The sequence below is a fragment of the Borborobacter xinjiangensis genome (genome assembly GCF_047739745.1).
In the GTDB taxonomy this organism is placed as follows: Bacteria; Pseudomonadota; Alphaproteobacteria; order Rhizobiales; family Rhizobiaceae; genus Pseudaminobacter.
In genome coordinates, this window is sequence record NZ_JBLLVA010000049.1 from 1 (window position 1) to 18,784 (window position 18,784).

The window sequence follows — 18,784 nt, forward strand, 5'->3', positions numbered from 1 at the left end:
TCGCCGGCACGGCCTCATCCGTGGCTGGAATGTCACCAGCGCGGCGGCCTATGACGGCGCCCAACGGCGCCATCGTGCGCCGCCTGGTGGGGGTATGGCCGGTTTGTCGGCGCGGATGCGACGGCGGCCCTTGAACGCCTTTATGCGGTAGTGCGGGTTCACGGCAATCTGTTCCAGCCATCCTTCAAGCTGCAGGCGAAGACGCGCATCGGTGCCCGTGTAATCAAGCGCTATCATCCGCCTGTTCCACCCGCGGCCCGTGTCCTTGCTCATCCTGGTGTGGCCGAGGCCGATAAGGAGCGGCTTCGGGCCTTGCTGGAGACAGCCGACCCGGTGCTGCTGTTTGCCGACATCCGCGCCGCACAGGAAGAGCTTGGAAGGCGGGTCAATCGTCGTGGCCTGAATGCGCAAATTGAGGAGCCGTTGGTCATCGATCTGCAGAGCTTCGCTGCGAACTTGAAAACAGCCTGGAAGAGCGGCGAGACGCGGCCAACGCATCGGCGGCCCTATCGGCGGACCAAACCCTGGCCGAAAAGACCCAGCATGTACGAGCCTTTTGAGGTTCGGATCAAGGAATGGCTAAAGGAAGACCCGGCCCTCTCGGCAGCCGCCGTGTTGCAACGGCTGAAGGAGATCGATCCAGCCCGCTTCAAAGAAAAGAACATCAGAATGGTGCAACGGCTGGTGAAGGCCTGGCGCATGGAAATGGCTGGGCTGGTCATCCTTGATGGCGGCTGGATCAAGAGCTTGCCGCTATCACCTGCCACCGCTGCGGCAGCTCATACGAGCACTGTCGCCACTGCTGCCTTGGGTAACATTGATCGGTGAGGCAATAGGAGGGGTCAGTTCCTGGATTCGCTTGACAGCTGGAAGGGATCATGCCGAACGGACCGCCCGGATCACCCGCTGCAAGTGCGTTTCATCGACGTTCGCGCCAGCGCGCACAACAACGTTGCCAATGACGACCTCGATCATCGCGCCTGCTGTCTGCACCACGACTGCTTCGCAACCCGGAAGCCGCGATGGAGCACGTCGTCCGTGCCGAGCGTCACGACGCCAGGCGAAGAGCTGCGATGGATGAATGCCAACCCGATGGGCGATCGCCGAGACACTGGCGCCGGGCTCCAGCGCCTCCGCGACAAGCTGTGCCTTGAACTCATCAGACCAACGCCGGCGAAGTTGCCGCAGCGCCCCATCAAGGCGCTCCGCAATCGCTTCGATCATGTGGAAGGTTCTAGTTCCAGAACTAGGTGCAGACATAGAAGCTCACATCGGCTCACAACGTCCGCCACCGATATCCGACCGCCAATTCCCTGCGCCAGACGGGGTCTCCTTGCCGCTTACCTCGGTTCGATGATGAGAGAGCCAAAATGCCAGAACGGCGCAGCCGAGAACCGACCGTCGAATCCACCCCGGAAACTGTCCGGGACGTAGGGGAATCACTGTCCGCGACTTAGTGAAAACGGTGTCCGGGACTTACGGAAAAGGTGTCCGGGACTTGCTGAAACACGCAGTGCACCCCGTTTTTGACCGGACAGGCAGCCTAGCCGATAAGGCATAGGCATACGCCTATGATTATGACTATGACTTCTGATCCATTCTCCCATCCGCGGCGTGTTGAAGTAATTACCTCGGTGCAGCGCTGGCGGCGCTGGACGACAGCCGAGAAGGTTCGCCTAGTCGAAGAAGCCATGCAGCCCGGCATGTCGGTCCCAATGAAAGAACACAAGGGGCAAAACGCTTGTTCTGTGCGGCTTTTCCCAGGGTTCGGTTGTGTTTTTGATCGGCGTTGGGCCGATCGGCAAAATCCTCACCGTTCGCGGGACAGACGTTCCCTGTCTTGCGGTTCTGAACCAATCTCCAATCCGTAACCCTGATGCCGCTTCGACTTCGGTCACATAGAGGCGTTCGGCTCCCGGCTTCCCATTCTCCTGTACGAGCGCAGCCCAGACCTGCCGGGCTCGCTAAACCGACATCAGGACAGCCGGGATATCGTCGACGATGCGCCTTCCTCGCCATTGGCGCCGCGCCGCTCGTAGGGGCGCCGGTCGCGCAGGATCTGGAAGGCGATCGTAAAAGCTTGCGCGCGATAGCAACGCGCTTTGTTGGGTCCACGGAACTTCAGATGCTCATACTGGGCGCGAAGCTGCGGATCAGTGGCAAGCGCCGGTGCGACCGCCTCCACAAAGGCCCAGCGCAGCCACTTGTTGCCCTGCTTGATGATCTTGCCATGATAGGTCTTGCCACCCGAGGAATAGGTCGAGGGGACGAGGCCGGCATAAGCGACCAGCTTCTTCATGCCGCGCGACAAACAAGGTGAAATTCGGCAACGGCATTGGTCTTTGGGAACACTCTTGGGTGAGGCAATACGAGCCTGCGTCAGATGCGCAACACCATCTTTCGCCGTCGGCCAAGGAAAGTATCCGCGCTCGAGAATCTTGTAGAATAGGCAGAACCCTTGGCCATCCCACCATAGAAGCTTGATCCGGTCGGCGCGCTTTCCACGGAACCCGAAGATCGCTCCGGAACCCGGCGCTTCCTTGATCACCGCCTCGACCATAGCAGACAGACCATCGATACCGCGCCGCATATCGGTCACCCCGCAAGCCAAGTAGACCCGCACATTTCCTGTCGGCCCGATCATGCAGCCTCAACACACGCGATCAACGATGACAGCGTCTTGCGTTCAATGTCCGCCGGAACTTTCAAACTGCGACCATTTCGTAGCTGGATCTTGATAAGCACTGGCCCCCCGCCGGCCGCCGGCATCTGCCCGAGGCTTATTTCGTTGACCAGGTGGACCGGCAGGAACGAGGCTGACACATCCAAGTGGCTAAGCGTTTTCCGCCATAAACGGATCTGCGCAGGATAAATGTCATGGCGACGAGCGACATCACCAATGCGAACGCCCGGTTGATCGGCTTCAGCCAATATCGCCAGCTTCGCTTCCTTCGACCACCGCCGCCTACGCTCAACGCCGGAAATGATCTCCATGCGAGCCATGCCAACCTCTCAGATCTGATATTAGTGTCAGCACTATTGCTGGTTCTAATGCCAGAACATCGCTTAACTGGCTCGTTCAGCAAAATCCGCTCACCGGACGTGTGTGGACGCTCCCTAGAATGCAAGCAAAATCTTCACTCAGTCTTGAACGTTGGTCGGGTGCTGACGTGTGTCCGGCCTCTAGTTGCGACCTTAATACGTCGCGGGCCCATATGGGAGTTCGCAGATCAGGTCCAAAACGCTCACGCGCACTCGAGGTGCCGTCCGGCAGAACTGGTTTTCCTAATCCCGTCTCGTGACCGTTTGTCCATATCCTTCGTTCGACCTGCTCACACTCGCAATGGCGGTTAGAAATCCTCTCCGCCAGAGCTGATCTTATACTGCTAGCCGTTGTTCCTCGTAGCGACCTCCGCTTGTCATAAGCGCCCAAGCAATCCGCCCCATCCTATTGGCGAGTGCAACAGTGATCAGCATCGGCGGCTTTTTGCCGATCATTCGCGATAACCAGGATCCATCTAACGCTCCGCGCCTCGATGCCCAGCGAACAACCGCTGACGCCCCAATTATCAACAATCGACGAAGATCACGCTGCCCCATCTTCGAGGTCTTGCCGAGCCGGGGTTTGCCGCCAGAAGAATGCTGCCGCGGTGTCAAACCCATCCAAGCGGAGAAATCTCGACCTCGTGTAAACGTCTCTGCAGGCGGCGCCAAAGCTTCGAGCGCCGTCGCGATGACAGGCCCAATTCCTGGAATGCTCATAAGCCGCTTGGCGACGTCATCCTGCCGCGCCCTCCGACTAATTTCCAGGTCAAGTTCCCGAACCTTATCAACGAGTGCTCGCAATGTTAAAACCAATGCTAAGCAGGGTGCGCGTGCCGCCTCGGTCAAGCTGGAGCCATCGTCTTCAACGTGACTGATCAGAATACCGACATGCGAAGGGCCTTGGGGAACGGTAATTCCGAACTCTGCCATTAGACCACGCAAAGCATTGATGATTTGGGTCTTTTGTCGAACGAGAAGGTCACGTACCTTGAATACCGTCGCCGCAGCCTGCTTTTCCTCGCTTTTAACTGCTACGAAACGCATAGTTGGTCGCATAGCCGCCTCGCAGATGGCTTCCGCATCGGCCGCATCGTTCTTCTGGCGCTTGACGAACGGCTTGACGTAAATTGGCGCGATCAACTTCACTCGATGCCCAAGCGCGGCAATCTCGCGGCCCCAATGGTGGCTCCCGGCACACGCCTCCATCGCTACAATGCACGGATCAAGCCCCGACAGGAAGGCAAGCAACTTCTTGCTTGAAATCTTCCGCCGAAAAAGCACCGATCCATCTACGCTGGCCGCGTGAACTTGAATTATGCTCTTGGCCAAATCCAAGCCGATTATGCTAACCTTTTCCATGGACGCTCTCCCTTGTAATGGTTCCAACACAACCATTCTGGCACGAAGATGCCGTTGAGTGGGAGCGTCCACCCCATCGCTCACCCCGGATCGTGGTTTCCGACTGTTTGATCCGCCCGTCGATGTCGCCGATGAACGCCAGCCCGCAATCGATCTGGACGCGGTCGATCTCCGATACGCTGAGCGCGGCGAGTTGCTGGCGACCGGCCTTGCCGAACAGGTCGCCAAGCTTCCTCAACTGCGCATTGTCCCATTGTCCGACAATGGCAGTGCCTATATCGCGCGCGAAACGGCGACGACGGCGGCGGCCTTGGGCCTGCTGGCCTTCACCCCTGTTCGCTCGCCGCAGAGCAACGGTATCTCCGAGGCCTTCGTCAAAACGCTGAAACGCGACTACGCCCGAAACATCATTCTGCCCGACGCCGGAACCGTCCCGACCTTGCTGCCCGAATGGTTCGATAACAACAATGAAATCCACCCGCACTCCGGCTTGCGCTTCCTCTCGCCACGCGAGTTCAGGGCGAAGGCCGCTGGTGCTTAACGCAACCTGCTGCCTGTCTGGTCAAACAGGGTGCACTCCAGAGTTGACGCATTCGGTTGTTGTGATGGCATCGAGGATGTGTCCGGTGGTGTCGCAGACGGTGTCGATGGTCCGCCGAACTGCTCTTCTACGCCTTTGCGCCAATGCTTGCTTGGCAAACAGCTGCTCGATCAGGTTAGATCAAGTGAGTCTTTCGGCAGAAACAGGAATTTTGCTCCGGCGCCGCGAATGGCGCGGCTTGCTGCCTTCCCCTTGTGCGAGCCGATTTTTCCATGGTCACGATATCGCCGGGCTTGAGGTTCGGCACCAGAACCTGCTCGACATAAAGCTGAACCGTTCCCCATTGCCCCGTTGATCGGCCCTTTGATCAGCCACGGCGATCATAAGGCAGCGCAGCCTGCCACGAGCACCTCGCCTAACCCGATCTGCGGGCTCCATCAAACTTTCCGAACATCGAAAGCACATTCACTGCTTGATGATCAAGCCTTGGCCGCTCGAAAGATCAAGGACGGGTTCCGGCTTGTCAACCATAAAATTGAGGGCTGCCTTGCGTGCGCCCGGACAGGTGTCATAGCCATGATCATCCAACAGGATGATGCCACCTTTGCTCAGCCGGTTATAGAAGAAGGCGATGCTGTCATAGGTGGGCTGTTCCAGATCGACGTCAACATGAACGAATGAATAGATTTGGTTCTCCACCTGCGGGAAGGCATCCGGAATCCAGCCCTTGTACGTCTTGAAGCAATCGAACTCCGATAAGTTCCGGTGCACGAGTTCTTCGGAGAACGACAGGTCGCCTTTCTTCCAGTAGGCTCCGTCGGCCTCGTTCGGCGCGCTTAGACCCTCATAGGAATCGAAGAGATGAACCTCACGGCCATGCGCCTGGGCGAACTGGCAGAGTTGGTAGGCATTGCCGCCTCGAAACACGCCGCATTCGGCTAGCTGGCCTGGGATATGCGACAGCAGCTTCAGGAATTCGCCGAGATTCCAGCGTCGCTCGAAGGACTTCCAATTTTCAGCGGAGAAGCGTTCGAAATACGCGCGGAATTTCTTATTCTTGAGGATGTAGCGCCCCCTGTCAGCAATGACAAATTCAGGAAGGATTGCCCTGTTGATGGCATAGAGGAGCTCGTGCCGCTGCTGATCTGAAAAACACCGGTCGTTCGCCAGCGCCTCGACTGCTTCCGCTAGTCGATCGATCGCTTTCGTATCACCGAATTCCTTGGGCATAGAGAAGGCACGCGAAATCCGCCGGTTGATGAGGCCTTCAATCGCCGATTTAAGAACTTTCATGGTGCATTCCTACATTTTATGCATTCGACTAATTGTTGCGTCGAAACGGGAGTGGGGCATCGCTGAAGTACCAACCGCGTAAACCGAGGAGCGCAACCAGTCCCGCTCCCGTAGTCAAGAAGGCTGTCCCCCGCAAGCAAAGATTGATGAACAGCGGCAAATCACCTGCGAGGTGAGCTGTCATGCCCTCGGAAACAGCCATGAACGCAAGAATTGGAGCGCTCATCAACGCGGCAACACCTATGTCCATCAAGACCGGCTTCGCCTCGAAGTTCCGCGCCATCCAATATAGCCACGCCACCAGGACACTTGCAAACGCCACCGTGGACGAGGCAGACACGAGCTCGATGCTGCGGGCTTGAACGCCAACGTAGCTGACGATGAACACGGCGGCAAAGGAGACGAAGCCGGTAGCAAGTATAGCGCGGGTATTCCGCGTGGCCTGCGCCAGCTTCGCGATGAACGTGCCCAGCGCAAATGGAAAAAGGCCCAAGCTGAGAACCGCCCAAACCCGCCCGACGGCATCTGCTTCCTCGCGTCCGAATGCGCCGCGTCCAAGCAACAAGGCGATCGCATCCTGACCCATCAGGAAAATGCCGAGGGTCAGTACGCCGATCAGAAGCGTCGCCACTCTGGCCATGATCCGTAGCAGCCGCACGATCTCTACGGTTTCTCCGCGTGACCATAGAGACGCGAAGTGGGGCAGCAGCACTGTACTCAGTCCCATGACGAGGATTTGGGATACGGCTGCGTGCAGCCTCGACGCATATCCAAAGATCGAGACCGCACCGTCCCCAAGCTCTGACGCCTGAAACTGTATAATGGCGGCGGCCGAGTTGGCGAGCATAATCGCGGGTAGGATGGGCAGTGCCACCATAACCGTCGCAAGCACCTCGCCACGCGTTTCGTGCAAATTCGCCGAATAGTCGAGCTGGAGCCGTGAAAGCGCCCAGATAACGAAGGCGAGCTGGGCTCCGGCGCCCATCAGGAGGGTCCACAACAACGAACCGAGGTCGATGGAAGGCCACAGCCACAAACCGAGGATAGAAACGACGGCGTTGAGCAGCGGCGCGAAAGCCGCTGCGAAGAAGCGGCCATGGCTGTTCAACACGAGGCCGATGAAATCGGCTGTCAGCACTGGCACGAGCGTCCAAGCAGCAATCCGCAAGGCATCGGCGGCGAGTGTCCGGGTCACATCCTGTCCGGACATGAACATCGCCATGATTGGTTCGGGGAAGAAGGAGCAGACCGCAGCAAGCGCGCTGGCGATGACAGCAACCAGGACCAGCATCTTCGTGCGATAGTCGGCGGCATGGACGTCTTCGCCAAGACCCACCAGTCCCGCATAGCGCCCCACGAAGCCGACCTGCAACCAACCGCCAAGGACCGTTGCAATAAAGGTCGGGGCTATGATGCCGAGATTATAGGCGTCGATCACAACCGACACGCCGAGGGCGGCAGCGATCATCATGGTCCGCAGGAAGCCGACCACCTGAATGACTAGGCCGAGGGCCGTCACCGTCTGCGTCGACTTCAGCATTTCGTCGCGCGATCTGGATTGGCGGGCATCGGCAGATCTCTCGGAGAATAGCGCCCCGACGAAAGCGAGGCTCTCGTTGCGTCGCAGCCTTGCGCTTCGACTGACGCGCGGTCTTATCTAGTTCTCAGTGGAGGGTCAACGTGGCCGCCATTCGGGCCGTCGGTCGCCCGTGCTGTGCGTCGAACTCTCTCGATCTCGTCGGCCATAAATCGGTCACCTGCTCGACGGCGCGGTTCGAACAGCGCGACGATTGGCAATCGTTCGGGAAGTGCTCAGAGCCTGATCCCTGCGGTCGAATAAGGTATCGAAGCTAGGTCTTACCGCCTCGGAACGGACGGAGAGCCATCTGGCGTTCGGCTAGTATTTCTGCAACCTTGCGCAGCTAGAACTCAAAAATAGCAGCGATAAAAGGAGAATACTCCGCCCCACAGGAAATAAGGGCGGCCCTCAACCGGAACTGCAATCAGAAGATTGCTAGGAGTGTCGCTTTCCAAAAACGGCCAATCCACGGCGGTGCTCGACCTTTCCCGTCGCTTTGGCGCGATAGGCCGGCAGGCTTTCGGCTGGAAGCCGTAGTACCTAGCCAGTGCCAGAAGCGGACGATTGGAAATGATATGGCCTTCGTCATCTTCGCCGGTCAGAGCCGTCTTGTGCAGTCGCAAAGGATCTCGACCGGCACGCCGCCGATGCGTCAAACGCTTGGCAATGACAGCGCAGAAGTGTCTGCAGATCCTGGTGCATGACATAGCGGGCGAGAATGTAGCGCGAATGGGCAAGCACCAGCGAGAACAACCAGACGATGCGCGTCACCCTCCGGGCTGACGCGAACTCGGGGACGAACCGGGCGAAGTCAACCTGCGCCTGGTATCCAGACGGCGTCTCGAACCGCACCTCGAATGGAAGAGGGTGATCTTCTGGCCGGATCGCCGCCACGTAGCGCTTCACTGAGATCGCGATAGGCGGCGATACATCCGTGCAGATAATCGACAAACAGGACGATCTTGTTTGGCCGCCCTACCTGGCGCGGCCATAGACGGGCAGTTCGAGCCCGCATTCAATTTATTTTTTGGGCCGTCCTCAGATCGCGACCCGTCCGGGGCGCGATCGCGGTCACCGACAGGCCCTGACGGTGCAGATCCAATATCATAAGAAGTTCTCCACGTTGGGCCACCAGCGCCGTTTCCGTCCCGATAAGATCGGCACGGACTATCGACACGGGCTGCTGCCGCCAGCTCCAGGACGCGTCCCGGAGCTGGCGGCAGCAGCCCAACCAAGGAATTTTCGTTGCCTACAGTAGGGAAAATATTCATCGCCCAGAGACATCGGTCGCCCACCGTCCAACGCCAACGGTGCCGGTCAACATGGTCGCGGAGAGAATCCTGAACACTCCTTGTGCGAAGACCTAAAACCTTGAAACCCGTTTGAAGAGTGCGATGAGAGAGCTTGACAAGCCCATCAGGCCCCAGACAATTACGAGGAAGAAGCCTCTTCGCCGACAGCGACGGCGGTGGACGGACTTGGGCCACTATCGCCACACATGTGGCCACGGCAAAAATGAACCAGATCGATCCGCACGCCTGGCTCACCCAGACCTCGAGCGCATCGCCAATGGTTGGCCAAACAGCGACATCGATGCCATCATGCCTTGGAACTACCAGAGCTGAACGGTCGCAGCTTCGCGCTTACTAACAAGCTGCCATCCTGCGAATTGATTTATCGCGCGGCGCGTCCGGCCGCAGGTAGGAGCTCGTCGACCGAACTCTCCTATCACGCATGGGGTTTCTTTGACGTACTACCCCGACGTTGTGCTACGGTGGAAAGAGCCGCGGGGTATGTCTGTCGGCCTGTCGGCCTGAGTCAGGTCTGCTCACTAGAGAAAGGGTTTGGATCGTCCCGACTGCTCTGTGCCGCATCAAGATCAGCAAGGCTTCCCGGTGCGGAAGGATCATTCAAGACGGTCGCGCCTTCTCTTGTTACCCATCCCACTTGGCGCGCTGGAACACCCATCATCAAAGCGTGTGATGGAACGTTTTTGGTGACGACTGCGCCAGCAGCAATCATTGCGTACTCGCCGATTTCGACACCACAAACAATTGTTGCATTCGCCCCAATTGACGCACCTCGGCGCACAATAGTCGTCTCGAACTGGTGTTTCCGTTCAATGAATGCGCGTGGGTTGACGACGTTGGTAAAAACGCACGAAGGGCCGCAGAAGACCTCATCTTCTAGCGTTACGTTCTTGTAGACGGATACATTATTCTGAATTTTGCAGCTGTTCCCGACTGTGACCTCAGGCCCAATCATAACATTCTGGCCTACGGAACAATTCTTGCCAATTTTTGTGCCGGCACGAATATGGCTGAAGTGCCATATTCTCGTTCCCTCGCCGATCTCGGCACTGCTATCGACGTAAGAGCTTTCATGTATCATCAGAGCCTCGCTAAAACTGCCCGCCCAGCAAAGCGACCGAAGGCAACGAGCGTTGAAGGCTCGAGACGACCGGACTCCGTCGCCCAAGAATAGGTGCTTCAGTCGTAGCATAGTTATAGGGGTAGGCAACCCTGACCTGATCGCAGTGGCTATGGCTTGCGCGCCGCACGGCTTGCGGAAGGACGTTCCTTCGCCTGCTCGACGAGTGCCGGAAAGCAGAGTCCTCCGACAAGCATAACGTCCCTGATGGAACACGTTCGCACGCGACCGAAGCCGTTGCGCCTTGCAATCTACTAGCCGAATCTTTAGGGGGTAACCCCGGTCGACGAACGACTCATTCTACCGCTCGTCTTCCTGATCTTGGAGGCTTTATGAGTGTGATGAGTATCGACGATGTCCGGATCGCGGTCGTCGGCCTTGGTTATGTCGGCCTGCCGCTTGCGGTCTATCTTGCAAGACATTTTCCCGTCGTCGGCTTCGATATAGATGGGGGCCGGATCGCGGAGCTGAGGGACGGCAAAGATCGCACCCGAGAAGTCACCCATGCAGAATTCTCCGGGGCCAAACACCTAACTTTTTCCAACGACATTGCTGATCTCGAGGCAGCCAATTTCTATATCGTAACGGTTCCGACGCCCATCAACGAGGCGCTCCAGCCGGATTTGCGCGCTTTGCAGCGCGCCTCCGAGACAGTGGGTGGGACGATGCGCGCCGGCGACATTGTCGTATATGAATCCACCGTCTATCCCGGCGTTACCGAGGACGTGTGCGCGCCAATCTTAGCAAAGCATTCGGGTCTAATTTTTAACGAGACGTTCTTCGCGGGCTATTCGCCAGAGCGTATTAATCCGGGGGATCATCAGCATCGCCTGCCCGACATCGTAAAGGTTACCTCTGGATCGACCCCTCAGGTCGCCGATCTGGTCAACGCCGTTTATGCCCGCGTCGTAACCGCGGGGACACATCGCGCGAGCTCGATAAAGATCGCGGAGGCGTCCAAGGTCATCGAGAACATCCAGCGCGACGTGAACATCGCCCTCGTGAACGAATTGGCGCAGCTCTTCAAACGCATGGATCTCGAAACGCGCGAAGTGCTCGCGGCCGCCGGCACCAAATGGAATTTTCACGGCTACCGACCCGGTCTGGTTGGCGGTCACTGCATCGGCGTCGACCCCTATTACCTGACCCACAAAGCGCAGTCGATCGGATTTCATCCGGAGATGATCCTAGCTGGCCGCCGCATCAATGACGGCATGTCCGAGTGGGTAGCGCTTGACGTGGTCAAGACCATGCTCAAGCGTGGCCTAGAAATCAGGAAGGCGCGCGTGCTCGTTCTCGGATTAACTTTCAAGGAAAACTGCCCCGACATACGCAACACCAAGGTTGCCGATCTTGTGCGCGAATTGGGGTCGCTGATCGGCGAAATTGCGGTGTACGACCCTTACGCCAACGCGCACGAAGTCCGTGAAGAGTACGGTATTGTGATAGAGTCGGAAATGCCGGCAGGTCCGTTCGATGCAATCGTGCTTGCGGTCAATCATGACGAGTTCCGCGAGATCGGCGGAGCCGGACTGCGTGCGCTGCTTGTCGAAAAGGGTGTGATTTACGATCTGAAGCAGGTTTTGCCGAGCGCCGATAGCGACGCACGCCTCTGAACGGCTGCCGCAATGGCCAAAAGGGAGATTGCGAATGAAAGTCCTTGTTACCGGTGCTGCCGGCTTTATCGGCTCGCACACCTCCAAGGCGCTCCTTGAGCGCGGCGATGAGGTCATCGGCATCGACAATCTAAACGACTACTATGATGTCAATCTGAAGCACGCCCGTTTGAGGCGCCTTGAAAGCATTCGCAACTTCCGGTTCGAGAAATGCGATCTTCAGGATCGCGCAAGTATCGAGCGCATCTTCGCCGAGCACAAGCCGGCCCGCGTCGTCAACCTGGCGGCACAAGCCGGCGTGCGCTATGCATTCGAAAACCCACACAGCTACATCGATTCCAATATCGTGGGGTTCCTCCATATCTTGGAAGGATGCCGTCACAACGGTGTCGAGCATCTGGTATATGCGTCATCGAGCTCGGTCTACGGCGCCAGCACGCGCATGCCATTTTCGGTTCACGACAATGTCGACCATCCAATCAGCCTCTATGCCGCTAGCAAGAAGGCAAACGAGTTGATGGCGCATTCCTACTCACATCTCTACAAGCTTCCGGCTACGGGACTTCGCTTCTTCACAGTCTATGGGCCATGGGGTCGACCGGACATGTCGCTCTTCCTTTTCACCCGCAAGATTCTGGCCGGCGAGTCGATCGACGTCTTCAATTTTGGGCAGCATTCGCGCGACTTCACCTTCATCGACGACATCGTAGAGGGGATCATTCGAACGCTCGACAACATTGCCTCGCCGAACGCCGAATGGAACGGGGAGCAGCCCGATCCTGGAACATCGAGCGCGCCTTACCGCCTCTACAATATCGGCAACAACCAGCCCGTCGAACTGATGTATTTCATCGAATGCATCGAGAAGGCAGTCGGCAAAGCGGCCATCAAGAACATGTTGCCTTTGCAACCGGGCGACGTTCCGCGCACCTATGCTGATGTTGACGCTTTGGTTACCGATGTCGGCTTTCAGCCGCGCACGCCGATCGAGGTGGGTATCCGCCGTTTCGTCGATTGGTACAAGGATTTTTACAAGGTCAGCTAGCAGACCAGGCGTGCCGTCATGACCTTCGTCTGGCCAGCCCCGGGCCTGAGTTGCTTTCGCAGTGTACCGGAGTTTATCATCAAGTGCCCGACATGACCGCTTGCGATCTGACTCGATATGTTCGGGCGTTCCTCGTGAGGGAGAAGCGGCGTCCGCGCCTTCTCTTCGTTGTCACCGAAGACTGGTACTTCGTCTCCCATCGCATTACCCTAGCGAAAGCAGCCCGGAACGCGGGGTTTGACGTCGCTATTGCCACACGGGTGTCAGCCGACGAAGAGGTGATCCGGGCTGCTGGGCTGAACGTTTATCCTGTAGACTTCAATCGTGGCGGGGTGCATCCGCTGCACGATCTCAAGACGTTTCGGCGGCTTGTCGAAATCTATCGGTCGTTTCATCCCGACATCGCGCACCATGTCGCTCTCAAGCCCGCTCTCTACGGCTCACTTGCCGCCTGCTTGACCGGCCGCCCAAAGGTCGTGAATGCGCTAGGCGGTCTTGGCTATGTGTTCTCGTCGAAGTCGTGGCGCGCCCGTATTCTGCACAGCCTTATAAAACCGATACTTGGCTTCGCGATGAGAATGCACAACTCCCGCCTGATCGTCCAAAACGAGCAGGACCTGCAACGCGTCGTCGATGAGCGGCTGGCCCATCCCGAGACCGTACGTCTTATCCCTGGCGCAGGTGTCGAACTCGAACGATATCGGCAAACCGACGCTGGTGGAGAACCACCTCTCGTTATCCTACCGGCCCGCTTACTGCGCGATAAAGGGGTTGGAGAGTTCGTGGAAGCTGCCAGCATACTGAAGAGGGAGGGAAGCCTGGCGCGGTTTGCACTCGTCGGCCGCCCGGACCCGCTGAACCCGGCAAGCGTGAGCCAAGCGGAGATCGACGCTTGGGTGTCGGGAGGGCTGGTGGAGGCGTGGGGCTGGCAGGAAGACATGCCCGCAATCCTTTCTCAGACGCAGATCGTCTGTCTACCCTCCTATCACGAGGGTTTACCGAAGACGCTATTAGAGGCAGCGGCAAGTGGCTGCGCGATGATTGCGACCGATATCGCGGGCTGCCGCGCGGTTGTCCGTGAGGGTGAAACGGGGCTTCTCGTGCCCGTCGGCGATACCCAGGCGCTTGCCGCCGCGCTGCGCCGTATGACGACCGACGCTGACCTTCGACGATGGTGCGGAGCCAATGCGCGTTCCGTTGCTGGCGAGCGCTTTTCAATCGAACGCGTAATCTCCCGAACGTTCGAGATCTATCGGGAGTTGCTTTGGGATACCCGAAGCGAGCGTTAAAGCACCAGTCAACGCGCAGCATGGGAGCGGCGCGAACCTGCCGAGCAGGCATAAGCGCAGGCTCATCACGTCGAAGGCGCCTATTGCCATCTCTACCGAGTCTGTCCTTTCCTCCCGGTCGAATCCCGTTTGGCGTCAGGCTAATCCAGGCGGCCTTTGAAAAGATCTCTGCCGATGGATCAATGGATCAACTACCGTGGCGCGGCACGCAGATCTCCTCGAAAACCGACTCTTCTCGAAGGGAACTCAATGTGCTGCAGCTGGCCAAGCAAGGCTCATCCTCGTCGACAATTGTACCGCCTCCCACTTTACTGTCGGTGGAACAAGATCGGGTATCGAGCGACTGTATACAAATTATCGCCGACCTGCAAGAAACTGGGCCCCAGAAGCTTTGATCCCTTCGCGCGAAGTAACTGGCGGCTCCCATTGGAACACCCTTCGAAATCGCGACGAGTTGACCTCAAGATTTCCGAGCAAACTCTGTGCCATGCTCGTTTGGCCTGTTAGATTCAATAATAAATTGAGAATTCCAACATCGACAGGCAACAATCGTGGCGAGAGCCCCATACCGTCGCGCAGCCACTTAACTGTATCAGCAGTACTTACAACATCCTCGTCGGCAACCGCGTACACGCCGGAGACATCACGGTCAGTTGCGCTTGACACTACTCGCACTAGCGCGTCCACCAGATTTTCGACGGCAATGAAACTGCGGCGGTTGTGGACATTCCCAAACGGCAGCGGTAGTTGCGTGGCCGCAAGTCGTTGCAGTCGCAGCCAATTACCTTTCGCATTTTTTCCGTACACTAATGGTGGCCGCAGCGAAACGCCTATGCGTCCTGATCGCGCAAAATTCGCGATATGTGCCTCGGCTGCCGATTTTGATAAACCGTAAGGTGTTGTTGCAGAGGGGGGGAACGACAGATCGTCAATGGGAATCTCGGTCGTATGATCAACAACAGCAAAGATGCTCGACAATAGCACAAAGAGCTTTACTCCGGAAGCGAAGGCTTGCTCGGCGAGACGTGCCGTACCCTCGTTGTTCACGGTGTCGAAATCACTGGCTGAGACGCCCGGCCCCGGCACTTGGCCGGCCATATGTATTACGATGCCGCAACCCTCTAGCGCTGCACTCCAGTCGGTGCGAGGACCGATTTCTCCGACAACTAGCGTTTTTACAGTCCTCCCAACTTCTGTCCTAGAGAATGATCGTCCCGCAAGAGTGAGCTCGCGGCCCTCTCGCTTCAACCTAGTCAACAAATGTCTTCCCACAAAGCCGCTGGTACCGGTAACCAGTATTCTATCCACTTCTCTGCTCCAACGCTCTCGATCTGTATGACGACTAGGCGAGGCAGTATCAGGGATGGGAGCCAGTTTACAAACATTACATGCTCGGATTACACCTCAGCGTAGTGTTGTATCCAACCCAACCCTAGCCGTTCGTAAGCGACCAACCAAGGCCGCCGTTGAGCTCTGTTTGTGTTGCGTCGGAACAGCTCGCAGCTCCGCGTGTCGTAGCAGCACACACGAGGCAATAGAACTCTCAAGTCGGCTGAACTCCAACTGCTTGAGAGTCGGAGAGCTCGGCAAGACTGCACCACACAGATCGTGCTAGGTGGCCAGCAGGAACCGTAGCTCTGGGTTGCAGCCAATAAATACAATGGATTTCTGCGGCCATAACGTTGATCGAAGTGTCCAGCTTGCCTAAGATAGCAGCAAGGGGTACACGCGTCTCAGCATTGAATCGGCTCGACAACATGTTGAATTTCTTCAAAGCCAGACGTCACAATATCTTGCGTCTTGGCAGTGTGACGCTTGACTTATTGATTGCGTCCGGCGCGTTCTTTGCCGCCTACGGTTCCGCCTACGGCTTCGAGCGCCTTGCAAGTGTGCCCGGCCTTCAAGAGAAAACGGCAGCCTTTACAGTCGTCTGCTGTATCTGCTTCATCATTTTCGGCGTCAGCAGAGGCTCGTGGCGTTATGTTTCGATCTCAGACCTGTTGGCCGTTATCAAAGCCGTTGTGGTAGCGGTCAGCATCTACACTATCAGCGCATTCCTGGTTTCACGCGGGCAGAATGTCCCCCGCAGCGTGCCGATCTTTTCCGCCCTGTTCCTGATCACTGGCCTGAGCGCGGTGCGGCTTGCCTATCGACTTTTCATGGATGTCAGTTGGAAAGACATGAAACCAGGTGTGAGCGCCTCTCTCAAGAGTAGAAAGGTTCTGCTTCTCGGAATAACACACAGTGCGGAGGGCTTTATTCGAAGCGTCAGACGAAATAGCGATAGCGATGTCTCGGTTGTGGGAATTTTCGATGACAACCAAGCCAAGCACTCGCGCCTTATCCATGGCGTAAAGGTTATCGGCGGCCTTGCAGACGTGAGGAACTACGTGGAGCGCCTCGATCGAAGGGGAATCAAGATTTCGGAGCTTATCGTCACTGAGAATAGACCCAGCCGCCAACGGTTAAGCGACATCCTTGAAACAGCGGCGGGCGTGGGGATGAAGGTGACCCGAATCCCCGACATGACTACGACCTCCTCGATCACCAGCGATCACCTCTTAAAGCCGAAGCCGATCGAACTCGAGGACCTTCTCGGCCGCCCCGAAGTATGCGCCGATTTAGGCGGGATAGCACAACTGATCAGCGGCCGCATCGTTCTAGCGACCGGCGCCGGCGGCTCGATCGGCTCGGAACTTTGCCGACAAATCGCGGGGTTCAACCCTCGGCAGTTGATCATTACCGATAATTCGGAATTCCACATCTACCTGCTCGACAAGCATTTGCGGCAAACCCATCCACACCTTCCGATCATCACGCAGATTGTCAATGTCCGGGAACCCAATCGCGTCGCCGATGTTTTCGGAAAGTACAAACCGGAGGTTGTATTTCACGCCGCCGCGCTCAAGCATGTACCGCTGGTAGAGGACAATCCGATCGAAGGCATAAAGACGAATGTCCTCGGGACACGCAACGTGGCCGATGCGGCGCTGGCCAACAAAGCCCATGCCTTCATCATGATCTCGACCGATAAAGCGGTGAATCCGACTAACGTTATGGGCGCTACCAAACGTGCGGCCGAGGCTTATTGCCAGTCCCTGGACGTGAGTTCGAACACCACTAGCTTTAAGACGGTGCGGTTCGGCAATGTGCTCGGGTCGAACGGCTCGGTCGTGCCGCGGTTTCAGGAACAAATAGCCGCTGGCGGCCCGGTAACGGTCACCCATCCCCATATAGTCCGATTCTTTATGACCATTCCGGAAGCGGTTCGGCTCGTGCTACATGCATCCGCACAGGCTCTGCGGGATCAGAACGAGCGCGGCAAGATCATGGTATTGGATATGGGCAAGCCGGTGCGGATCGTTGATCTGGCTGAACGGATGATCCAGTTGGCCGGCTACAAGCCGCATGTCGATATCGAGATTTCCTATGTCGGCCTACGTCCGGGCGAGAAACTTTTCGAGGAGCTCTTCGATCCGTCGGAAGTCCAAGATGGAAAGACCGAAGACGGCTACGTCATCGCCTCCCCGCGGTTCATCGACAAAACTCTTCTCCACAATATCCTAAGCGGCTTGGAAGCAGCGGTCGAGCGCGAAGACGCGAAGCGCGCCGTCGAGCTTCTGTCGCATGTTGTTCCTGAGTATGTACAAGAGGTAGAACCAAACCTTCCCGATGCAATCGGTGAGGCAGCTGCGGAAGTCGAAAGCTGATTTTTGAGAAGCTTTCGCTTTTGTTGCCTTCCCCTGTTCAAGGACATTCTGAACTACAGCTCTGCTGCCGAAACGTGTTAGGCTATTGGGGACCAGATTAGTCAACACGGACGCCAGCTTATGTTGATCATCTGTTTGGTGTTTGATGCGCAGATGCGCAAGTCGGAAGCAGAAATATCCCGAGTGGGAATATTGATCCGAGCGGTCGAACAAGCGGGACTTAGAATTTGAAGAGAATGTTTGACGTTGTCGGTGCGGCTTTCGGGCTGCTCCTTGCATCCTTGGTGATTCTCGTTCTTGTTTTGAAGATCCGGTGCCAATCGGACGGCCCCGGCATCTTCTCGCAAGACCGCATAGGACAAAATGGAAAGCTCTTTCGATGCTACAAGCTAAGAACCATGCAAACCGGGACACCTGATGTTCCGACCCATCATGCCTCCATCACGCAAATCACTCCACTTGGTATTTACTTGCGAAAAACCAAACTCGACGAGCTGCCACAGCTCTGGAATGTGCTCAGGGGGGAAATGAGCTTTGTAGGCCCCCGCCCTTCCCTACCCACGCAATCTGTGCTGATCAAAGAACGCGAGAAGAGAGGTGTTCTCTCTTTACGTCCTGGTATTACGGGACTAGCACAAATCAACAGCATTGACATGTCAGATCCCGTTCTCCTCGCCGAGAAGGACGCAGAATATTTGCGAGATAGAAGTTTTGGACTCGACTTGCAAATACTTTTCCGCACAATTTTTTCGGGTGCAGGCAGTGGAGATCGCGTTCGCAGCTGATCGCTTCTCGAATCTCGGGGTGATCTAGATGTTCAGTCCCGGCATTTGCTGGAGCGGATTTAGCCTGAAACGTTCAGGCTGCGATGTCCAGG

General features: G+C 57.1%; 15 protein-coding genes and 6 pseudogenes. 8 read left to right on the forward strand and 13 right to left on the reverse strand.

All coding sequences use genetic code 11. The features are described from left to right. Nucleotides 1–48 precede the first annotated feature (48 nt). Nucleotides 49–237, reverse strand: coding sequence for a hypothetical protein (locus ACLKMW_RS25295; protein WP_415727287.1), 189 nt, complete (start codon nt 235–237; stop codon nt 49–51). Nucleotides 238–312: 75 nt separating this feature from the next. Between ACLKMW_RS25295 and ACLKMW_RS25300 the strand changes: the two genes are divergently transcribed. Next, the gene (locus ACLKMW_RS25300; protein ID WP_415727288.1) at nt 313–828 is read left to right on the forward strand and encodes a hypothetical protein; all 516 of its coding nucleotides are present in this window, start codon (nt 313–315) and stop codon (nt 826–828) included. Between the two features lie 48 nt (nt 829–876). On the opposite strand, the gene ACLKMW_RS25305 is transcribed toward ACLKMW_RS25300, so the two are convergent. The 6 genes and pseudogenes from ACLKMW_RS25305 to ACLKMW_RS25330 form a co-directional block, all read right to left on the reverse strand. Continuing rightward, nucleotides 877–1,224, reverse strand: a complete 348-nt coding sequence (locus ACLKMW_RS25305; RefSeq protein WP_415727289.1) for a transposase — start codon at nt 1,222–1,224, stop codon at nt 877–879. Between the two features lie 751 nt (nt 1,225–1,975). Further along, nucleotides 1,976–2,305 (reverse strand): annotated as a pseudogene (locus ACLKMW_RS25310) (transposase); the annotation flags it as partial. A 72-nt stretch (nt 2,306–2,377) separates the two neighbouring features. Next, nucleotides 2,378–2,644 (reverse strand): annotated as a pseudogene (tnpB, locus tag ACLKMW_RS25315) (IS66 family insertion sequence element accessory protein TnpB); the annotation flags it as partial. Beyond that, on the reverse strand, nt 2,641–2,994 hold the full coding sequence (gene tnpA / locus ACLKMW_RS25320) for an IS66-like element accessory protein TnpA (RefSeq protein ID WP_413813896.1): 354 nt from the start codon (nt 2,992–2,994) through the stop codon (nt 2,641–2,643). The pseudogene tnpB and the gene tnpA, both read right to left, overlap by 4 nt. Nucleotides 2,995–3,378: 384 nt before the next feature. Next, nucleotides 3,379–4,404, reverse strand: a complete 1,026-nt coding sequence (locus ACLKMW_RS25325; protein WP_415727290.1) for an IS110 family RNA-guided transposase — start codon at nt 4,402–4,404, stop codon at nt 3,379–3,381. Between the two features lie 85 nt (nt 4,405–4,489). Next, nucleotides 4,490–4,648: pseudogene (locus ACLKMW_RS25330) on the reverse strand (IS110 family transposase); the annotation flags it as partial. Between the two features lie 9 nt (nt 4,649–4,657). Between ACLKMW_RS25330 and ACLKMW_RS25335 the strand changes: the two are divergent. After that, nucleotides 4,658–4,945, forward strand: a pseudogene (locus ACLKMW_RS25335) (integrase core domain-containing protein); the annotation flags it as partial. Nucleotides 4,946–5,410: 465 nt separating this feature from the next. Here the strand turns inward: ACLKMW_RS25335 and ACLKMW_RS25340 are convergent. From ACLKMW_RS25340 to ACLKMW_RS25350, 3 genes and pseudogenes are all read right to left on the reverse strand, one after another. Beyond that, nucleotides 5,411–6,238, reverse strand: a complete 828-nt coding sequence (locus ACLKMW_RS25340) for a TylF/MycF/NovP-related O-methyltransferase (RefSeq protein WP_415727291.1) — start codon at nt 6,236–6,238, stop codon at nt 5,411–5,413. A 28-nt stretch (nt 6,239–6,266) separates the two neighbouring features. Next, nucleotides 6,267–7,778 carry a murein biosynthesis integral membrane protein MurJ gene (gene murJ / locus ACLKMW_RS25345; RefSeq protein ID WP_415727292.1) on the reverse strand — a complete coding sequence of 504 codons (1,512 nt, stop codon included), beginning with the start codon at nt 7,776–7,778 and terminating at the stop codon, nt 6,267–6,269. Nucleotides 7,779–8,294: 516 nt separating this feature from the next. Then, nucleotides 8,295–8,925 (reverse strand): annotated as a pseudogene (locus tag ACLKMW_RS25350) (transposase); the annotation flags it as partial. 295 nt (nt 8,926–9,220) lie between these two features. Between ACLKMW_RS25350 and ACLKMW_RS25355 the strand changes: the two are divergent. Continuing rightward, nucleotides 9,221–9,442 (forward strand): annotated as a pseudogene (locus tag ACLKMW_RS25355) (transposase domain-containing protein); the annotation flags it as partial. Nucleotides 9,443–9,635: 193 nt separating this feature from the next. Here ACLKMW_RS25355 and ACLKMW_RS25360 read toward each other — a convergent pair. Both ACLKMW_RS25360 and ACLKMW_RS25365 read right to left on the reverse strand, forming a co-directional pair. Next, on the reverse strand, nt 9,636–10,208 hold the full coding sequence (locus ACLKMW_RS25360; protein WP_415727293.1) for an acyltransferase: 573 nt from the start codon (nt 10,206–10,208) through the stop codon (nt 9,636–9,638). Between the two features lie 305 nt (nt 10,209–10,513). Next, complete coding sequence (locus ACLKMW_RS25365; RefSeq protein WP_415727300.1) at nt 10,514–10,753, reverse strand: hypothetical protein; 240 nt, start codon at nt 10,751–10,753, stop codon at nt 10,514–10,516. On the opposite strand from ACLKMW_RS25365, the gene ACLKMW_RS25370 reads away from it, so the two are divergent. The 3 genes from ACLKMW_RS25370 (at nt 10,640) to ACLKMW_RS25380 (ending at nt 14,197) form a co-directional block, all read left to right on the forward strand. Beyond that, on the forward strand, nt 10,640–11,863 hold the full coding sequence (locus ACLKMW_RS25370) for a nucleotide sugar dehydrogenase (RefSeq protein ID WP_415727298.1): 1,224 nt from the start codon (nt 10,640–10,642) through the stop codon (nt 11,861–11,863). The two genes, ACLKMW_RS25365 and ACLKMW_RS25370, sit on opposite strands and share 114 nt — an antisense overlap. 34 nt (nt 11,864–11,897) lie before the next feature. Next, complete coding sequence (locus ACLKMW_RS25375; RefSeq protein ID WP_415727294.1) at nt 11,898–12,908, forward strand: NAD-dependent epimerase; 1,011 nt, start codon at nt 11,898–11,900, stop codon at nt 12,906–12,908. Between the two features lie 92 nt (nt 12,909–13,000). Further along, nucleotides 13,001–14,197 (forward strand): glycosyltransferase family 4 protein, encoded by a 1,197-nt coding sequence (locus ACLKMW_RS25380; RefSeq protein ID WP_415727299.1) that lies wholly within the window; start codon nt 13,001–13,003, stop codon nt 14,195–14,197. 354 nt (nt 14,198–14,551) lie between these two features. Here the strand turns inward: ACLKMW_RS25380 and ACLKMW_RS25385 are convergent, their stop codons facing one another. Continuing rightward, the gene (locus ACLKMW_RS25385; protein ID WP_415727295.1) at nt 14,552–15,505 is read right to left on the reverse strand and encodes an NAD-dependent epimerase/dehydratase family protein; all 954 of its coding nucleotides are present in this window, start codon (nt 15,503–15,505) and stop codon (nt 14,552–14,554) included. Between the two features lie 449 nt (nt 15,506–15,954). Here ACLKMW_RS25385 and ACLKMW_RS25390 point away from each other — a divergent pair, with 449 nt between their 5' ends. Together ACLKMW_RS25390 and ACLKMW_RS25395 are read left to right on the forward strand one after the other, a co-directional pair. Continuing rightward, nucleotides 15,955–17,907, forward strand: coding sequence for a polysaccharide biosynthesis protein (locus ACLKMW_RS25390; RefSeq protein ID WP_415727296.1), 1,953 nt, complete (start codon nt 15,955–15,957; stop codon nt 17,905–17,907). A 236-nt stretch (nt 17,908–18,143) separates the two neighbouring features. Next, nucleotides 18,144–18,692 carry a sugar transferase gene (locus ACLKMW_RS25395; protein WP_415727297.1) on the forward strand — a complete coding sequence of 183 codons (549 nt, stop codon included), beginning with the start codon at nt 18,144–18,146 and terminating at the stop codon, nt 18,690–18,692. Nucleotides 18,693–18,784 lie beyond the last annotated feature (92 nt).

Bases quoted from the DNA above. Each gene is read 5' to 3' on its own strand.
- ACLKMW_RS25295 (WP_415727287.1), bottom strand. From the start codon at position 237: ATGATAGCGCTTGATTACACGGGCACCGATGCGCGTCTTCGCCTGCAG.
- ACLKMW_RS25305 (WP_415727289.1), bottom strand. From the start codon at position 1,224: ATGATCGAAGCGATTGCGGAGCGCCTTGATGGGGCGCTGCGGCAACTT.
- tnpA (WP_413813896.1), bottom strand. From the start codon at position 2,994: ATGGAGATCATTTCCGGCGTTGAGCGTAGGCGGCGGTGGTCGAAGGAA.
- ACLKMW_RS25325 (WP_415727290.1), bottom strand. From the start codon at position 4,404: ATGGAAAAGGTTAGCATAATCGGCTTGGATTTGGCCAAGAGCATAATT.
- ACLKMW_RS25340 (WP_415727291.1), bottom strand. From the start codon at position 6,238: ATGAAAGTTCTTAAATCGGCGATTGAAGGCCTCATCAACCGGCGGATT.
- murJ (WP_415727292.1), bottom strand. From the start codon at position 7,778: ATGCTGAAGTCGACGCAGACGGTGACGGCCCTCGGCCTAGTCATTCAG.
- ACLKMW_RS25360 (WP_415727293.1), bottom strand. From the start codon at position 10,208: ATGATACATGAAAGCTCTTACGTCGATAGCAGTGCCGAGATCGGCGAG.
- ACLKMW_RS25365 (WP_415727300.1), bottom strand. From the start codon at position 10,753: ATGGGTGACTTCTCGGGTGCGATCTTTGCCGTCCCTCAGCTCCGCGAT.
- ACLKMW_RS25375 (WP_415727294.1), top strand. From the start codon at position 11,898: ATGAAAGTCCTTGTTACCGGTGCTGCCGGCTTTATCGGCTCGCACACC.
- ACLKMW_RS25380 (WP_415727299.1), top strand. From the start codon at position 13,001: ATGACCGCTTGCGATCTGACTCGATATGTTCGGGCGTTCCTCGTGAGG.
- ACLKMW_RS25390 (WP_415727296.1), top strand. From the start codon at position 15,955: ATGTTGAATTTCTTCAAAGCCAGACGTCACAATATCTTGCGTCTTGGC.
- ACLKMW_RS25395 (WP_415727297.1), top strand. From the start codon at position 18,144: ATGTTTGACGTTGTCGGTGCGGCTTTCGGGCTGCTCCTTGCATCCTTG.